17 protein-coding genes and 1 pseudogene are annotated in these 15907 nt (G+C 73.8%); 11 read left to right on the plus strand and 7 right to left on the minus strand.

The genetic code is table 11. The annotated features are described in order from the left end of the window. Positions 1–53 precede the first annotated feature (53 nt). Positions 54–2129 carry an NB-ARC domain-containing protein gene (locus tag ACQP0T_RS03550; protein ID WP_433871277.1) on the plus strand — a complete coding sequence of 692 codons (2076 nt, stop codon included), beginning with the start codon at positions 54–56 and terminating at the stop codon, positions 2127–2129. Here ACQP0T_RS03550 and ACQP0T_RS03555 read toward each other — a convergent pair. From ACQP0T_RS03555 to bluB, 3 genes are all read right to left on the minus strand, one after another. Beyond that, positions 2119–3249 carry a hypothetical protein gene (locus tag ACQP0T_RS03555; protein WP_433871278.1) on the minus strand — a complete coding sequence of 377 codons (1131 nt, stop codon included), beginning with the start codon at positions 3247–3249 and terminating at the stop codon, positions 2119–2121. The two genes, ACQP0T_RS03550 and ACQP0T_RS03555, sit on opposite strands and share 11 nt — an antisense overlap. Positions 3250–3399: 150 nt before the next feature. Next, positions 3400–4884, minus strand: coding sequence for a diguanylate cyclase (locus ACQP0T_RS03560; protein ID WP_433871279.1), 1485 nt, complete (start codon positions 4882–4884; stop codon positions 3400–3402). Positions 4885–4914: 30 nt separating this feature from the next. Beyond that, complete coding sequence (gene bluB / locus ACQP0T_RS03565) at positions 4915–5571, minus strand: 5,6-dimethylbenzimidazole synthase (RefSeq protein ID WP_433871280.1); 657 nt, start codon at positions 5569–5571, stop codon at positions 4915–4917. Positions 5572–5742: 171 nt separating this feature from the next. On the opposite strand from bluB, the gene ACQP0T_RS03570 reads away from it, so the two are divergent. The 7 genes from ACQP0T_RS03570 to ACQP0T_RS03600 all read left to right on the plus strand — a co-directional run bounded on the left by ACQP0T_RS03570 (position 5743) and on the right by ACQP0T_RS03600 (position 12666). Continuing rightward, positions 5743–6006, plus strand: coding sequence for a type B 50S ribosomal protein L31 (locus ACQP0T_RS03570; protein WP_345367163.1), 264 nt, complete (start codon positions 5743–5745; stop codon positions 6004–6006). Positions 6007–6078: 72 nt separating this feature from the next. Next, entirely contained in the window at positions 6079–6768 is a 690-nt protein-coding gene (locus ACQP0T_RS03575) for a response regulator transcription factor (RefSeq protein ID WP_433871281.1), read from the plus strand. Beyond that, positions 6765–8216 carry a HAMP domain-containing sensor histidine kinase gene (locus tag ACQP0T_RS03580; RefSeq protein WP_433871282.1) on the plus strand — a complete coding sequence of 484 codons (1452 nt, stop codon included), beginning with the start codon at positions 6765–6767 and terminating at the stop codon, positions 8214–8216. Before ACQP0T_RS03575 ends, ACQP0T_RS03580 begins: the two co-directional genes overlap by 4 nt. 172 nt (positions 8217–8388) lie before the next feature. Then, positions 8389–9180, plus strand: coding sequence for a DeoR/GlpR family DNA-binding transcription regulator (locus ACQP0T_RS03585; protein ID WP_433871283.1), 792 nt, complete (start codon positions 8389–8391; stop codon positions 9178–9180). Continuing rightward, positions 9177–10250, plus strand: a complete 1074-nt coding sequence (galT, locus tag ACQP0T_RS03590; RefSeq protein ID WP_433871284.1) for a galactose-1-phosphate uridylyltransferase — start codon at positions 9177–9179, stop codon at positions 10248–10250. The genes ACQP0T_RS03585 and galT overlap by 4 nt, the downstream gene beginning before the upstream one ends. Before the next feature lie 72 nt (positions 10251–10322). Continuing rightward, positions 10323–11906 (plus strand): trypsin-like peptidase domain-containing protein, encoded by a 1584-nt coding sequence (locus tag ACQP0T_RS03595; RefSeq protein ID WP_433871285.1) that lies wholly within the window; start codon positions 10323–10325, stop codon positions 11904–11906. Positions 11907–12165: 259 nt separating this feature from the next. Beyond that, a complete protein-coding gene (locus ACQP0T_RS03600) occupies positions 12166–12666 on the plus strand; it encodes a MogA/MoaB family molybdenum cofactor biosynthesis protein (protein ID WP_345367151.1) in 501 nt (166 codons plus the stop codon). 95 nt (positions 12667–12761) lie between these two features. Here ACQP0T_RS03600 and ACQP0T_RS03605 read toward each other — a convergent pair whose 3' ends face one another. Beyond that, entirely contained in the window at positions 12762–12995 is a 234-nt protein-coding gene (locus ACQP0T_RS03605) for an antitoxin (protein ID WP_433871286.1), read from the minus strand. Between the two features lie 139 nt (positions 12996–13134). Here ACQP0T_RS03605 and ACQP0T_RS03610 point away from each other — a divergent pair, with 139 nt between their 5' ends. Together ACQP0T_RS03610 and ACQP0T_RS03615 are read left to right on the plus strand one after the other, a co-directional pair. Next, the gene (locus ACQP0T_RS03610; protein WP_433871287.1) at positions 13135–13305 is read left to right on the plus strand and encodes a hypothetical protein; all 171 of its coding nucleotides are present in this window, start codon (positions 13135–13137) and stop codon (positions 13303–13305) included. A 105-nt stretch (positions 13306–13410) separates the two neighbouring features. Beyond that, on the plus strand, positions 13411–13848 hold the full coding sequence (locus ACQP0T_RS03615; protein WP_433871288.1) for a VOC family protein: 438 nt from the start codon (positions 13411–13413) through the stop codon (positions 13846–13848). Positions 13849–14067: 219 nt separating this feature from the next. Here ACQP0T_RS03615 and mscL read toward each other — a convergent pair whose 3' ends face one another. Next, positions 14068–14568, minus strand: a complete 501-nt coding sequence (gene mscL, locus ACQP0T_RS03620; protein WP_433871289.1) for a large conductance mechanosensitive channel protein MscL — start codon at positions 14566–14568, stop codon at positions 14068–14070. Positions 14569–14647: 79 nt separating this feature from the next. Continuing rightward, on the minus strand, positions 14648–15283 hold the full coding sequence (locus ACQP0T_RS03625; protein WP_433871290.1) for an SAF domain-containing protein: 636 nt from the start codon (positions 15281–15283) through the stop codon (positions 14648–14650). A 195-nt stretch (positions 15284–15478) separates the two neighbouring features. Here ACQP0T_RS03625 and ACQP0T_RS03630 point away from each other — a divergent pair, with 195 nt between their 5' ends. Continuing rightward, on the plus strand, positions 15479–15700 hold the full coding sequence (locus ACQP0T_RS03630) for a hypothetical protein (RefSeq protein ID WP_433873890.1): 222 nt from the start codon (positions 15479–15481) through the stop codon (positions 15698–15700). Between the two features lie 14 nt (positions 15701–15714). Here ACQP0T_RS03630 and ACQP0T_RS03635 read toward each other — a convergent pair. Continuing rightward, positions 15715–15876, minus strand: a pseudogene (locus tag ACQP0T_RS03635) (FmdB family zinc ribbon protein); the annotation flags it as partial. Between the last annotated feature and the right edge of the window lie 31 nt (positions 15877–15907).

The raw sequence follows: 15907 nt of genomic DNA on the forward strand, positions 1-15907 counted from the left end.
GGGGTGGTCGCGTAGGGTCAGGGCGCCGTTACGTGCTGGCTGGGGTGGACACCGTGGATGACGACAGGGATGCCCGGGGCGACGAGGACCGCACCGCCGCGGGTGGTGCGGTGAACGTGCATTCCGGGGACGCGCGGTTGCTGGTGCAGGCCGGGAGCGTGTCCGGGGGCGTGCACGTGCACGTGCCGTCGGAGCCCGCGGTGCCTCGGGAGCTGCTGGCCGCGCCGCCGCACTTCGTGGACCGGGTCGGGGCGGTGGCGGCGTTGGACGCGGTGGAGTCCGGGTTCGCGGTGATCAGCGGGATCGGCGGGGTCGGGAAGACGGCGTTGGCGGCGCACTGGGGCAACGCGGTGCGGGAGCGGTTCCCGGGCGGGGACGTGTTCTGCCCCCGCGAGGTCAGCCGGCTCGGCCTGGACGCCGTGGTGCGGCGGTGCTTGTGGTCGTTGGGGGAGCGCGACGTTCCCGACGACCCCGGCACCGCGCTCGCGCTGTTCCGGTCCCGGACCGCGCGGGATCCGGTGCTGGTGGTCGTGGACGACGCGGCGGACCCCGCCGAGTTCCTGGACCTGCGGACCGGCTCGGGGATGGTGCTGGTGACCACGAACGAGCGCGCCGAGGAGCTGATCGGGGACGGGGTGGTGCCCGTCGCGCTGGAACTGCTCGCCCACGAGGACGCGCTGGAGTACCTCCGGCGGTGCGGCGTCGAGGTCGACGAGGAACCCGCGGCGGTCGCCGAGTTGATCCGTTTGTGCGGTCGGTTGCCGCTCGCGTTGCGGGTGGTGGCCGGTCGGCTGAACCATCGGCGGCGGAGGCAGGTGCAGCGCTTGGTCGAGGAGCTCGCCGAGGAGCGGACCCGCCTGGACCGGATGGTGCTGCGGAAGGAACCGGTGGTGCGCGTGGCCTTGGACTTCGTCTTCGACGACCTGCCCGAAGCCGAGAGCGAGCTGTACCAGGTGCTCGGGCTGTTCCCGGGCGAGGACTTCTGCCCGGAGGCGGTCGCGGTGCTCGCCGAGCTGACCGTCCGCGACGCCACCGACCGGCTCGACGACCTGCACGACATCGGCCTGCTCACCCAGGACGACCGGCAGCAGTACCGATTCCACGCGCTGATCCGGGCGCACGCGCAGGCCCACGCCGCGCTGCTGTCCGCCGACCACCGCGCGGACGCGCTGCGCCGGCTCGTCGACTGGTACCGGCTGCACGGCGCCTACTGCGACCGCAAGGTGATGGAGCCCAGCCGGTTGCGCATCGCCGACGACGACGTCTCCGGGGAGAACCCCTACACCGAGGTCACCGCGCTGGAGTGGCTGGAACGCGAACGGCTGAACCTGCTCGCCGTCCTCCGGATCTCCTACGACCGCGGCTGGTACCAGGACGTGATCGCGCTCTGCGACGGTCCGCTGTGGGCGCTGCACCAGCAGCACAAGCACTACGCCGACACGGTGCGCGCCTTCCGGCTCGGCGTCGAGGCCGCCCAGCGCGCGCGGCTGTCCGCCGCCGAGGCCCGGCTGCGCAGCCTGTGCGCGCAGCTCCTCGTGGAATCCGGTGATCCGGTGGCCGCGGAGGAGGAGTCGGCCGGGGCCTGCCGGATCGCCGAGCGCGCCGGGCACCGGCGGGTGCTGGCCTCCGCGCTGGAGTTCCACGGCAAGGTGCGGGCCGCGCGCGGGGAGCACGCCGAGGCGATCGGGTTGTTCGAGCGGGCCGCGGAGCTCAACGCCGGGATGGGCCGTCCGCGCGGGGTGGCGCTCCAGGAGTACCTGATCGGGCGATCACTGCACCGCCTCGGGCGGGACGACGAGGCGCTGCACTCGCTGCGCGGCGCCCTGGACCGGCTCACCGCCTTCCCCGACGACCGGCGCACCCCGGCGCGGATCTCCACCGCCATCGGCCGCATCCACCTGGGCCGGGGCGAGCACGAGCAGGCGCTGGCCGCGCTGGAACCCGCGATCGCGTCGGTGCGCGGCCGCGGTGCCTCCTTCGACCTCGCCGAACCGCTGGTGCTGCTGGCCGACGCGCTGACCGCGCTCGGCCGCCCCGGAGCCCGGCCGCTGCTGGAGGAGGCGCTGACGATCTACGACCAGGCGGGCAGCGCCGAGGCCGAGCGCGTGCGGCAGCGGCTCACGGACTGAACGGCTCCACCGGTTCGGTCCGCACCGGCCAGTCCGGTTCGGGCAGGTCGAGCAGCCGGTAGAGCAGGGCGCGCAGCCGGGCGGCGCTGCGCGGCCCGAAGGTCCGCTCGGCCAGCTCGCCGTGCCCGGGCAGCGGGGCGGCGGCGTCGACGGCCGCGCGGCTCGGGGTGGTCAGGCGCTCGGCCCGCCGCCCGATCAGCTCCGCCGACGAGCCCGGTACCAGCTCGTGCCCGCCGAACGCGCCCAGCAGCAGGCGCTTGCCCAGCGCGGCGGCGTAGCAGGTCAGCGAGCCGTGGTCGGAGATGACGACGTCGGCCGCGACCATCGCCGCCTGCCACGCGCGCAGCGGCGGCACCAGCAGCAGGCCGCCCGCCCGCGCCCGCCTGGTCCACAGCTCCAGCTGCATCCGGGTGTGCCGGGTCCAGACGTTCGGGTGCAGCACCAGGGCGACCTGGTAGCGCTCCGGCGGCAGCAGGTCGACGAGCTCGGCGGCGAGCCCGCCGCGGGCGCCGAACAGCGAGTGCTCGCCCCAGGTGGAGGCCAGCAGCACCAGCGTGCGATCCCCGGTGCCCAGCTCGCGCCGGTAGTGCTCGCGCATCGGCAGGCTCGCGGCGAGCCGGTCGTAGCAGGGATCGCCGACCACCTCCGCGCGCGGCACCGCCTCCGGGCAGCTCCGGCGCAGCACGGCGACCTGGTCCTGGTGGGCCAGGCCGACGGCGGTGGGCACCACCCGGCCGCGGTGCAGGAGCTGCGTCCGCGAGAGGCCGGAGACCTCCGGGGAGTGGCCGTGCTCGGTGGCGCGGAGCTTGGCGTGGCCCGCGCCGTGCGGCAGCGTCACCAGCGGGATGCCGAGCTCGTGCAGGGCACCGTTGCTGCTCGGGGAGAGCGCGAGGTCGAACCGCCCCGCCTGCGACCAGGCCACCTCCGGGACGCCCGCCGCGCGCAACGCCGTGCCGAGGTCCGCGCCGAACGGCGATCCGGCCGCGACCGCGAACCGCGTCTCCACCCGCAGGTCGTCGGCGAGCACCGGCAGCACGTCGAGCAGCCGGTCCAGCGCGGTCAGCGTCCGCACCACCCCGAGCACCGCGCGCTCCGGCCGGACGGTGTCCCACCTGCTCATGCCGCCCACCGGCGCTTCCGGGTTCCGGGTTCCGGGTTCCGGGTTCCGGGTTCCGGGTTCCGGGTTCCGGGTTCCGGGTTCCGGGTTCCGGGAAGGGTGGACCCTAGCGGTTCGCTCGACGGTCCGGAAGGCACCGGAGGAGTGTAGTTCTCATTCGATGGTGGGGCGGGAGGTGCTGGTGTCGATCTCCACCCGGTCCCGGCCGCCGCGCTTGGCCCGGTACAGGGCGATGTCGGCCGCGGCGAACAGGTGCTTCAGCTCTCGCGGACCGCCCGCCACGCCGATGCTCACCGTCGGCGGCTCCATGGTCCGGCCCAGGGCGAGCTGCCAGTCGTGGGCGTGCACGGCGTCGCGGATGCGCTCGGCCAGCACCGGGCCCGCCCGCCGCCGGTGGTCGTCGTCGGCGAGCAGCACGACGAACTCGTCCCCGGCCCACCGGCAGATCAGGTCGTCGGTGCGCGCCACCGCCCGCAGCAGCCCGGCGAGCTCCTGCAGCACCACGTCACCGGAGGTGTGGCCGCCGCGATCGTTGATCTCCTTGAACCCGTCCACGTCGAGCATGATCAGCCACATGCCGAGGCCGTCGCCCTCGGCGCGCTCCAGCAGCGGCGGGCCGAAGCGCTCGAACCCGCGCCGGTTCACCGTCCCGGTGAGCGGATCGCGCACCGCCACCTCGTGCGCGGCCATCGCCATCCGCTGCGCGTGCGCCGCGACCCGCCGCTGCTCCAGGGCCTGACCGAGCCCGGTCTGCAACGCCTCGACGGCCATCGCGCCCGCCGCGACGCTGCGCCGCAGCGCGGCGGTCTCCCCGACGGGGTCCTCCAGCAGCTCGCAGATCCCGGTGAGCTCCGCGGCGAACCGCCGCATCAGCAGCGTGTCCCGGATGCGCTCGGCCCCGTCGAGCGCCCGGCTGGCGTAGGTCCGCGCGTCGCGCAGCTCGTGGCGGTCGCGGGCGACCACCGCCAGCACCCAGTCGGCCACCGCGGTGGTGAACCAGTGCTGGGCGGAGCCGCCGCGGGCCAGGGCCCGCTCGGCGCAGCGCTCGGCCGCCACCGGCTCACCGGTGCCGGCCAGCGCGCGGGCCAGCCCGGCCAGCGAGGTCCGCTTGATCTGGCCCGGGGACGCCAGCTCGTGGGCTTCGGCGAGCTGTTCCCGGGCCCGCCCGAAGTGCTCGGCGGGGTCGGCGTCGAGGCCGCGGAAGATCCGGGCGATGCCCTCCCGGCACAGGCAGTGGGCGAGGGCGTCCGGGTCATGGCACCCGCGCGCCTGCTGGACGCCGAGGACCATCAGGTCCAGCGCCGGCCCGCGGTGCCCGATCACCTCCATCAACCAGCCGAGCATGCTGGTCGTGTGCGCGCCGGCCGGGCCGGGCGGGTGGTCGACGTCGAACTCGGTCCAGCCGTCGGCGGCGAGTTCCAGCGCGGTCGCCACCCGCCCGAGCCGCCAGGCCAGCAGGGCCCGGTTCACCAGCACCGTGGAGCGGTTCCACTGCTCGGCGACCCGGTCCTGCCCGGCGGCGATGAGCTGGTCGAACGCGATGTCGGCGGCGGAGAGCCGACCGGCGTCCAGCAGCAGCCGCACCTGCCGGTCCTGGGCCGGCAGGTGCCCGGCCAACAGCGGTACGTCCTGCGGCACCACGCCCCCGCGGCGTTCGGGTGAGCGCGATCACCGCACGTGACCGCGCTGGTACGTCTCGTAGTGAACCACGTCTTCCAGCGGCAGTCGACGTCGCCAGCCGTGCCGCTCCAGGTCCGGCGCGGTCGCGAGTTCGCGGACCGGGCCGAGGCACAGCCACGCCACCGGGCGCACCCCGCCGGGGATGTCCAGCAGCCTGCGCAGGAACTCCTCGCGGTAGAAGCTGACCCACCCGACGCCGAGCCCTTCCGCGGTCGAGGCCAGCCAGAGGTTCTGGATCGCCAGGCACACCGAGTACAGCCCGGCGTCGGCGATCGCGTGCCTGCCCAGCACCTGCGGCGAGCCGCGCTCGGCGTCGTAGGTGACGACCACGCCCAGCGACGACTCGACGATGCCCTCGACCTTGATCCGGGAGAAGGTGTCGGCCCGCTCGCCGGTGAGGTCGGCGGCGAAGACGCTGCGCTCGGCGAGGACGTGCTCCTTGAACGCCCGGCGGGTGGCCTCGGAGCGGACCAGCACGAAGTCCCACGGCTGGGACAGGCCGACGCTGGGCGCCCGGTGGGCGGCGGTGAGCACGCGGTGCAGCACGTCGTCGGGGACCGGTCCGCCGGTGAACTCGGAGCGCACGTCGCGGCGCCGGTTGATCACGTCGTAGAGGTCGGAGGGGTTCGGGGTCGCGCTGCTCATCCGGCCCATCCTGCCGCAGCGCCCCGGGGCCCGGCCGGTGATCTCCGCCGCACCTCGGGTTCGCCGGTCCGGGCGGCCGGGTAGCCGGGGAGGTGGACGCCGCCGGTACGGTGTCAGGTGAAAACGGTTATCAACATCAGGTGCCTTGCGGGGCACCGGAGGGGAGACGCGGTGAAGCGCGACATGCACCCCGACTACCACCCGGTCGTCTACCGGGACCGCGCCACCGGCGAGCAGTTCCTGACCCGCTCGACCGAGACGTCCCGGGATTCCGTCGAGTGGGAGGACGGCAACACCTACCCGCTGGTCGTGGTGGACATCAGCGCGTATTCGCACCCGTTCTGGACCGGCAAGAGCACGCTGCTGGACACCGCGGGCAACGTCGAGAAGTTCCGCCGCCGCTACGGCGACCGGGCCCGTCCGCCGAGGCGCTGACCGCCGGGCTCCGGCACCGGCACCGCGGCGGGCTCTCAGCTCGTTCTCAGGGCTTCGGGTAAGACTGGGCCCATGCGCATCCTCGTCGTCGACGACGATCGAGCCGTGCGCGAGTCCCTGCGGAGGTCGTTGCAGTTCAACGGTTACCAGGTCGAGCTCGCCGCGGACGGTCAACAGGCCCTGGACTCCCTGGCGGGCAGCAGACCGGACGCCCTGGTCCTCGACGTGATGATGCCCCGGCTGGACGGCCTGGAGGTGGCCCGGCGGCTGCGCAGCGCCGGTGACGACCTGCCGATCCTGGTGCTCACCGCCCGCGACGCGGTCTCCGACCGGGTGGCGGGCCTGGACGCGGGCGCCGACGACTACCTGCCCAAGCCGTTCGCGCTGGAGGAGCTGCTCGCGCGGTTGCGCGCGCTGCTGCGCCGGGCCGCGCCGCCGGAGGACGGGGGCGGTCCGGCGCCGCTGCGCTTCGCCGACCTGGAGCTGGACCCGGGCACCCGGGAGGTCCGCCGGGGCGAGCGGTCGATCAGCCTCACCCGGACCGAGTTCGCGCTGCTGGAACTGCTCATGGCGCACCCCAAGCAGGTGCTCACCCGCAGCAGGCTGCTGGAGGACGTCTGGGGCTACGACTTCCCGACCTCGGGCAACGCCCTGGAGGTCTACATCGGCTACCTGCGGCGCAAGACCGAGGCCGAGGGTGAGCCGCGGCTGATCCACACCGTGCGCGGGGTGGGCTACGTGCTCCGCGAGACGCCGCCGTGACCAGCTCCGCACCGCCGCCGCCGGACCTGCTGGCCCCCGACGGACCGGGCAACAGCCGGCTCCAGCGGGTGTCCCTGCGCAACCGGGTGACCTGGCTCGCCGCGATCTGCGTGGCGGGCGCGGTCGCGCTGGTGTCGGTGGCGGCCTTCCTCACCGTGCACGACAGCCTCTACGAGCAGGTGGACGACAACCTCACCGAGCGCGCGGTGGAGGCCGCGCACGGCCCGCTGGTGCGGACCCCCGACCTGCAGCAGGTGCCGGTCGCCTTCTACAACGCGGCGAACTTCAAGATCAGCGTGCTGTTCGCCAACGGCACCGAGGTGCACCCGCCGGACGTCGACAGCCGCAGCCGGCCGCCCACCAGCTACCAGGAGCTCGCGGTCGCCCGCGGCGAGATCGCGGAGTCGCTGCGCACCGACGAGCGCACCAACAGCCGGATCGTCGCGGTGCCCACCGGGGCCGGCGGCGCGGCCGTGGTCATGTCCACCTCGCTGCGCCCGACGCAGCAGACGTTGGCGCAGCTCAGCGTGGTCCTGGTGGTGATGGGCGGGGCGGGCATCCTGCTCGCCGCCGCGGCGGGCACCACCGTCGCGCGGGCGGGCCTGCGCCCGGTGCAGCGGCTCACCGCCGCCACCGAGCGGGTCGCGCTCACCGGGGATCTGCGGCCCATCCCGGTCAGCGGGGACGACGAACTGGCCCGCCTGACCACCAGCTTCAACCGGATGCTCGGCGCGCTGGCCGAATCGCAGGAGCGCCAGCGGCGGCTGGTCGCCGACGCCGGGCACGAGCTGCGCACCCCGCTGACCTCGCTGCGCACCAACCTCGAACTGCTGATGGCCTCGGCCCGGCCGGACGCCCCGGAGCTGTCCGAGCAGGACCGCGACGAGATGTTCGCCGACGTCCAGGCCCAGGTCACCGAGCTGTCCGCGCTGGTCGGCGACCTGGTGGAGCTGGCCCGCGAGGACACCCCGCAGGTGGTGCACGAGCCGGTGGACCTCGTCGAGGTCGTCGAGCGCGCGCTGAGCCGGGCGCAGCGCCGCGCCCAGCGGGTCGAGTTCGACGTCCGGCTGCACCCGTGGCGGATGATGGGCGACGCCACCGCGCTGGAGCGCGCGGTGCTCAACCTGCTGGACAACGGGGCCAAGTGGAGCCCGGACGGGGCGACCGTGCGGGTCGAGCTGCGGCCGGACCCGGGCGCCCGGCACACCGTCCTGGAGGTCGCCGACGCCGGTCCGGGCATCGCGCCGGGCGACCGGCCGTACGTGTTCGAGCGGTTCTACCGGTCCTCGGACGCCCGCACGCTGCCCGGTTCGGGGCTCGGGCTGTCCATCGTCAAGCAGGTCGCCGAGCGTCACGGCGGTGCGGTGTGGGCCGGGGAGGCTCCGGAGGGTGGCGCGCTGCTGCGCATGACACTCCCCGGTCGTGTCCCGGATATCCAACAGCACTGAACATCCGATACGCATCGTGATCAACAAGGAGCCGTACATCCCTGTTGGGGTGTGCGGGTACTGTTGGTTCGTGTTGACTTGACGGTGCAAGGAGTGCTTTCGGTCGCTGCTGGCCGGAGGGGCTCCGACGACGGCGCGGATCCGGCGGGGTCCGCGCACGGATGAGGTGGGTGTGCTCGCACGGCAACGCCAGGACGTGATCCTCGACGAGATCCGGCGGACCGGCGCGGTGCAGGTCAGCGACCTGGTCACGCGGCTCGGCGTCTCGGACATGACGATCCGCCGGGACCTCGACGCGCTGGCCCGGCGCGGCCTGGTGGAGAAGGTCTACGGCGGGGCGACCTCGATGATCGGGCGCAGCACCGACGAGCCCGGCTTCGAGGCCAAGTCGGTGCGCCAGCTCGCCGAGAAGGAGGCCATCGCGCGGCTGGCCGCCGAGCAGATCCGGCCCGGCACCGCCATCGGCCTGACCGCCGGGACGACCACCTGGACGCTGGCCCGGCACCTCGACGAGATCCCCGACCTGACCGTGGTCACCAACTCGGTGCGGGTGGCCGACGCCCTCCAGCAGCGCGGTCGGACCGACCGGGCGGTGGTGCTCACCGGCGGCGTGCGGACCCCCTCCGACGCGCTGGTCGGGCCGGTGGCGGTGAAGTCGCTGCGCTCGCTGCACCTGGACCTGGTGTTCCTCGGCGTGCACGGGATGGCGCCGCGCGCCGGCTTCACCACCCCGAACCTCAACGAGGGCGAGACCAACCGGGCCTTCGCCGAAGCGGCCGGGCGCCTGGTGGTGGTCGCCGACAGCTCCAAGTGGTCGACCGTGGGCATATCCACCATCGTCGACTTCGCCGAGGCCGACCTGCTGATCAGCGACGACGGATTGCCGGCCGAGGCCCGCACCGCGCTGTCCGAGCAGATCGAGCTGCTGCTCGCCGAGGTCACCGAGCAGGAGGAGGAAGCGTGAAGCGCACCGCCCGGCGGCTGGCCGACGGCCGCGAGATCATCTACTTCGACGCCGACCCGGACGCGCGGCGGGACGCCGAGGACCAGCGCGACCTCCCGCCGCAGGCCCCGGCCTCGGAGATGCGGCGGGATCCGCTCACCGGCGAGTGGGTCGCCATCGCCGCGCACCGGCAGTCGCGGACCTACAAGCCGCCGGTCGAGCTGTGCCCGCTGTGCCCGAGCCGCCCCGGCCGGCCCACCGAGATCCCCGAGGACGACTACGACGTGGTCGTGTTCGAGAACCAGTTCCCGTCCTTGGCCCAGGACATCCCGGGGACGGCGGGGACGGTCGCGGGGATGCCGATGGTGCCCGCGGCCCCGGCCACCGGCCGCTGCGAGGTGGTCTGCTTCACCTCCGACCACGATTCGAAGTTCGGGGCCCTGAGCCGGGCGCAGGCGCGGCAGGTCGTCGACGTGTGGGCGGACCGCACCGAGGCGCTGGGGCGGCTCCCCGGCGTCGAGGAGGTCTTCTGCTTCGAGAACCGGGGCGAGGAGATCGGCGTCACGCTCTCGCACCCGCACGGCCAGATCTACGGCTACCCGTTCGTCACGCCCAGGACCGGCAAGGAGCTGCGGGCCGCCGAGCGCTACCGCGACGAGCACGGCCGCGACCTGCTCGGCGACGTGCTCGCCGCCGAGCGCGCCGAGGGCACGCGGATCGTGCTGGACTCCGAGCACTGGACCGCCTACGTGCCCGCCGCCGCGCGCTGGCCCGTCGAGGTCCACCTCGCCCCGCGCCGCCGGGTCCCGGACCTCCCGGCGCTCGACGACGCCGAGCGGGACGACTTCGCCGCGACCTACCTGGAGGTGCTGCGGCGGCTGGACGGCCTCTACGACCGGCCGCTGCCCTACATCGCCGCCTGGCACCAGGCGCCGGTGCGCACCGGCCGCGACCTGGCCTGGTTGCACCTCGAGCTGTTCTCCATCCGGCGGTCCGCGGACAAGCTGAAGTACCTCGCGGGTTCCGAGTCCGGCATGGGAGTGTGGATCAACGACGTGACGCCGGAGCAGATGGCCGACCGGTTGCGATGACCGGGGCGTTTCCCGGGTACCTCCCAGGCGGATCTCAGGCGCTTCTCAGACCCGGCGTGGAAAGTGGAGGACATGAACGACCAGACCCCGGGATCGTCCGGCAGGAAGCCGGAGGAACCGCAGCACGAGGGCACGCCCGCGGGCGGCGCGAATCCTGCCGGGGTGCCGCCTGCCGCCGACCAGCCGGGACCGCAGGAGCCGTCCCAGGCCCAGGCGGGGGAGCAGCCCGGACTCGGACAGCCCCCGGCGGGCGACTCCGGCGCCGGGCAGCACGCGGCGGGTGACCCCGCGGCGCGGAGCCCGTACCAGCCGACGAACCCCTACCAGCAGCCCCACTATCCCGAACAGGCCCAGTACGCCGAACAGGGCCAGTACGCGGGGCAGCCGCAGCACCCCGAACAGGTCCAATACCAGGGCCAGCCGCAGCACCCTGGGCAGGTGCCGCACCCGGGCCAGGCCCAGCACCCGGAGCAGGCCGGTCAGCAGACCCAGCAGTTCGCCCAGCCGGGCGGGCAGTGGGCGCCCGGCTACCAGCAGGGTTACCAGCAGTACCCGGGGATGGCGCCGGTGCAGGCCGCGGAGCGCACGTCGCGCAAGCCGCGCGGGATCGCCGTGGGCCTCATCGCGGCCTCCCTGGTCGCGGCCCTGGTCGGCGGTGGCGTCGGCGGTTACGTCGGGTACCAGTTCGGCGGCTCCGGCGACTCCAGCGTCACCTCGCTCGACCAGCAGCGCCCGGCCCGCAGCGCGAGCACCGCGCCGCAGGGCTCGGTGCAGGCGGTGGCCGACAAGGTGCTGCCGAGCGTGGTGCAGCTCCAGGTGTCCTCGATGCAGGGCTCCGGCGAGGGGTCGGGCATCGTGCTCAGCGAGGACGGCTACATCCTCACCAACAACCACGTGGTCGAGGCGGGCGCGAACGGCCAGACCACCGCGCTGTTCCACGACAACCGCACCGCCCCGGTGCGGATCGTCGGCACCGACCCGAACTCCGACCTCGCCGTGGTCAAGGCCGACATCACCGGGTTGCAGCCCGCCGAGCTCGGCCGCAGCGACGACCTCCCGGTCGGCGCCCCGGTGGTCGCGATCGGTTCGCCCTTCGGCCTTTCCGGCACCGTGACCAGCGGGATCATCAGCGCGAAGGACCGCCCGGTGCGGGCGGGCGGCGAGCGCGGCGCCGAGTCCAGCGTGCTCAACGCGCTGCAGACCGACGCCGCGATCAACCCCGGCAACTCCGGCGGTCCGCTGGTGGACATGGACGGCCGCGTGGTCGGGATCAACTCGGCGATCTACAGCCCCGGCAGCAGCCAGCAGCAGGCGGGCTCGGTCGGGCTCGGGTTCGCGATCCCGATCGACCAGGCCAAGCGCATCGCCGAGGAGCTGAAGAACACCGGCAAGGCGTCGCAGACCACCCTCGGCGTGCGGATCACCACCGGTCAGGCGCCCGGTGCGCTGGTCGTCGACGTGACCCCCGGGGGCGCGGCCGAGCAGGCGGGAATCCGCGGCGGCGACCTGATCACGAAGATCAACGACCGGGCGATCCAGGACCCGGACGCGCTCATCGCGGCGGTGCGCTCCCACGCGCCGGGGGAGAAGGTGACCGTCACGGTCAGCGGGCCCGGTGGGGAACGCACCACCGAGGTCACGCTGAGCGGGCAGTGATGGGGGATCGGCCCGCGGTCGTCGCGGGCCTCCTCGACCGCGCCGCCCGGGAGCCCCGGCGGTGCGGTCGGGGCGCGGCTCTGGCCGGTCCGCGGCGGACCGGCCGACCAGCTCGTGAGGAGAAATGCGAAGCATGTCCGACATGACACGTTCCGCCGTACCGGATCGGGTGCCGAGGCTGCTCGACCTGAACGGCCCCGTCGAGCCGGGTGGCACGACGGATCTGACCGCCGATGCGCTTGCTACTACCGTTACCGGCATGGAACGCAGCGCGCAGCGACTGGGGCGGGCTCTGGTGGTCGTGGTAGACGACCGCATCGCCCAGGGGGAACAGGACGACGGCATCGGTCCGCTGGTGACCGAACTGCTGGAGGAGGCCGGGTTCATCGTCGACGGCACGGTGGCGGTGGCCGGCGAGACGGTCGACATCCGCAACGCGCTGAACACCGCCGTCATCGGCGGCGTGGACGTGGTGATCACGATCGGCGGGACCGGTGTCTCGCCGCGCGACGTCACGCCCGACGCGACGGCAGGGGTGCTGGACCGGCCGATCCCGGGCATCGCGGAGGCCCTGCGGGCGTCCGGGCTGGCCGCCGGGGCGGTCGACGCGGGGGTCTCGCGCGGCCTCGTCGGCGTGTCCGGCAGCACCCTGGTGGTGAACCTGGCGCCGTCGCGCTCGGCCGTCCGCGACGGCATGGCGACGCTGAGCCCGCTGGTGGCCCACGTCATCGAACAGCTCTCGGGGCTCGACACGCCCTGACCGCCGCGCCACCCGCCCCGTCGGGTGGCCTGTCGAACCGAACGAGGGGTGCCTCCCACCGGCCGGTGGGAGGCACCCCTCGTGTGCCGGGGACGTCAGCTCGGGCGGTTCGGCTGGTCCGGTCCCGGGCCCTCGGTCCCGCCGCCCTTGTCGTCGCGGTTGATCGCCTTCTCGACCTTGCCGCTGACGTTCTCGATCTTGTCGTGGTACTTGCCACCGGTGGCTTCGTCGAGACGCGTCTTCGCGGCGTCCAAGCCCTTGGAGGCTCCGGGGCCCGCCTTGTCCATCGCCTGGTTGGCCAGGTCCTTCGCCTTGTCGAACAGTCCCATCTCAATCCTCCGGTGTCGACGACGGTGATCGCCGAGCCCGGCGATCACCCGGCCTCCCCCTCCACCTTAGCCGCGAATCGGGCAGGGCCGCCGGAACCGCCGTGGCCGGGACGGTTCGCCCCGGAGGACAATCGGGGACGTGGCGGAAGAACAGAAGCCCGATTGGGAGCGTCGGCGCAGGCTGGCCGAGGTCTTCGGCGACGTCCTGCCGGACACCACCTCCGATGAGCGCGCGGAGGAACGCCCGGGCGGCGACGACCGCGAGCGCTGGTACCGCGAGAACCGGCCGCCGCACCACGGCTCCCACTAGGACCGGACGCGCCGGGGACGGGCCGCGCGCCGCCGGGGCACCGCTCCGGGCGGTGTCGGCGCCGCGAGCGGGCCGGACGTCGGTGCGGGGCTCTACCTTCGGTCCATGGTTGACGTGCGCGCGATCCAGGTGACCTTTGACTGCGCCGACCCGCGAGCGCTGGGGGCGTTCTGGAGCCAGGCGTTGGGGTACGCGGTCCCGCCGCCCCCGCCGGGCTTCGACTCCTGGGAGGAGTTCGCGGCGACGCTGCCCCCGGAAAAGCAGAACCAGCGGTGGGCCGTGGTGGACCCGGCGGGCTCCGGCCCGCGGTTGTTCTTCCAGCGGGTGCCCGAGCCCAAGACCGTCAAGAACCGGCTGCACCTCGACGTCCGGGCAGCGCCGGGGCTGGTCGGGGAGGAGCGGATGGCGGCGCTGGAGGCGGAGTGCGCACGGCTGGTCGAGCTGGGTGCGCGTCGGCAGCGCCGAGTCGACCCCGCCCCGCCCATGGAGCTCGGGTTCATCGTGCTGACCGACCCGGAGGGCAACGAGTTCTGCCTGGACTGACCGGTCCGGCAGCACCGGCGCGAAGGATCCCACCAGGCTGCTCCCGCCCGCGCTGGGCGTCCAGCCGCGCCCCGGCGACGCGAACCTCCGTCCCCCGGCACCGCCGTCCCCACGCCCCGGGCGGGTCGCGCCGGGCACGGTGGCGCGCACCTCGGGTGCCGTCCCGCGTTCCGCGGTGTCGGGCGGTGGTGGTCCGGTCCCGAGGTCGCGCCGGGTGGGTCAGGAGCGGTCGCCGTTGCTGCTGCCGTTGCCGCTGGTGGCCCCGGCGGTGGTCTTCTGCTGCTGGTGGTCGTCGTCCTCCTCGGAGGCGAGGCCGGAGATCTCCGGCAGGCCCTGCTGGCGGCGGAGCAGGTCGCGGATCTCCAGGAGGAGCTCCACGTCGGTGGGCTCGGCCGGGCCCTCGTCCTCGCCCTTCTTGCGCCGGTCCTGGATCCGCTTCATCGGCATGACGAAGAGGAAGTAGACGACGCCCGCGGTGATGAAGAAGGTGATGAAGGCGTTGATCACCGCCGCGATGTCGATCATCGACGCCGCGTTGCCCTCGCGGAGCTGCACCGTCAGGCCCGTGACATTCCCGCCGCCCGCGGCCGCGATCATCGGCTTGATGATGCTCGTGGTGAAGGCGGTGACCAGAGCGGTGAACGCGCTGCCGACGACCACCGCGACGGCCAGGTCGATCACGTTGCCGCGCATCAGGAAGTCCTTGAAGCCCTTGAGCACGTCCGCGCTCCTCTCTCCTCGGTGCCGGGGCATGGTCCCCGAATTCCGGCGCGCCGCTGATCAGCGCGTCGTGGATTGTTCAGCGGAGCGTAACGGTCACCGATCGGGTGAGGGCCGTCGCGGCCACCTCGGCGGCGTCCGCCGCGGGCAACCCCACGACGATGAGCCGGTCCTGGTCGGTACTGCTCGCGTCGGGCGGCACGGTGATCACCGGCGCGCGTTCGGCCAGCACGCGCGCCCCGCCGCCGTCGGCACCGGAGGTGACGATGTCCACCCGCCGCCCGGGCCGCACGAACTCCGCGACCTCGGGGTCGGCCAACCGGATCGGGACCGAGGCCAGGTCGCCCGGTGGTGACGGACCGGCGAGGCGCAGCGAGGTGAGCGGTTCGCCCCGCCCCGCACCGGTGGCCAGCACGTGCCCCGCGGCGGACCGGTGCTCGTGCAGGGCGCCGGTCGGCACCAGGTCGGCGGGCATCTCGCGCAGCACCAGGTCGTCCTGGTCGAGCACGTGGCCGGGTGCGAGGTCCGCGGCGGCGACCAGCACCGGCACCGTCCGCTCGGCAGGCCCGTGGCCCGGGCGCACCGCCGCGATGGCGGCCAGCGCGAGCAGCAGCACCGCCGCGACGCGGCGCAGCAGGAGCAGTCGTGCGGCGCGCCCGCTGAGCCGCAGCGCGCCCATCCGGTCCCGCAACCACGCGGCCGAGTGCCTGGTCATTGTCCCTCCCGAGGTCGATCCGTCGAGATCAACGGTAGGGAGGCGGCGAACCGGGCGGAAAGCTCGATTGTCAAATCTGTGGACAACTCGGACGCCTGTGGACAACGTTTTCCGGAAACGTCATCGCGGCCCGGACATGCGTCATCGCCGACCGCATGGCGGCGGCCGGCGATCGGGTGGCGCGATCAGGAGGCGGTGCTGCTCGCCGGGGTCGAGGACGACGTGCTGCTGGAGCTCGACGAGCCGGAGCCGGACGAGCTCGACGAGGAGGAGTCCTTCGACGCGGACCCGGACGACTCGCCGGAGCCGGAGCCGGACCCGGACGACTCGCCGGAGCCGGAGCCGGAACCCGAGTCCGACGACGCGGACGAGCTCGACGACGAGGAACCGGCGGACGAGCGGTTGTCGGTGCGGTAGAAGCCGCTGCCCTTGAAGACGATGCCCACGGCGTTGAACAGCTTGCGCAGCCGGCCCTGGCACTCCGGGCACGTGGTGAGCGAGTCCTCGCTGAAGGACTGCACCGCTTCGAAGCGGTGGTCGCACGCGGTGCAGGCGTACTGGTAAGTGGGCACGGCCGTGACCTCCGACGTCATCGTGTTGGCACTCGACAGGCGGGAGTGCCAA

The sequence above is a fragment of the Saccharopolyspora sp. CA-218241 genome (genome assembly GCF_050954615.1).
GTDB lineage: Bacteria > Actinomycetota > Actinomycetes > Mycobacteriales > Pseudonocardiaceae > Saccharopolyspora > Saccharopolyspora cebuensis.

What these genes read in the sequence shown, in the direction of transcription:
- ACQP0T_RS03555 (WP_433871278.1), bottom strand. Translation starts at nt 3,249, where the DNA reads ATGAGCAGGTGGGACACCGTCCGGCCGGAGCGCGCGGTGCTCGGGGTG.
- bluB (WP_433871280.1), bottom strand. Translation starts at nt 5,571, where the DNA reads ATGAGCAGCGCGACCCCGAACCCCTCCGACCTCTACGACGTGATCAAC.
- ACQP0T_RS03575 (WP_433871281.1), top strand. Translation starts at nt 6,079, where the DNA reads ATGCGCATCCTCGTCGTCGACGACGATCGAGCCGTGCGCGAGTCCCTG.
- ACQP0T_RS03595 (WP_433871285.1), top strand. Translation starts at nt 10,323, where the DNA reads ATGAACGACCAGACCCCGGGATCGTCCGGCAGGAAGCCGGAGGAACCG.
- ACQP0T_RS03600 (WP_345367151.1), top strand. Translation starts at nt 12,166, where the DNA reads ATGGAACGCAGCGCGCAGCGACTGGGGCGGGCTCTGGTGGTCGTGGTA.
- ACQP0T_RS03605 (WP_433871286.1), bottom strand. Translation starts at nt 12,995, where the DNA reads ATGGGACTGTTCGACAAGGCGAAGGACCTGGCCAACCAGGCGATGGAC.
- ACQP0T_RS03615 (WP_433871288.1), top strand. Translation starts at nt 13,411, where the DNA reads ATGGTTGACGTGCGCGCGATCCAGGTGACCTTTGACTGCGCCGACCCG.
- ACQP0T_RS03625 (WP_433871290.1), bottom strand. Translation starts at nt 15,283, where the DNA reads ATGACCAGGCACTCGGCCGCGTGGTTGCGGGACCGGATGGGCGCGCTG.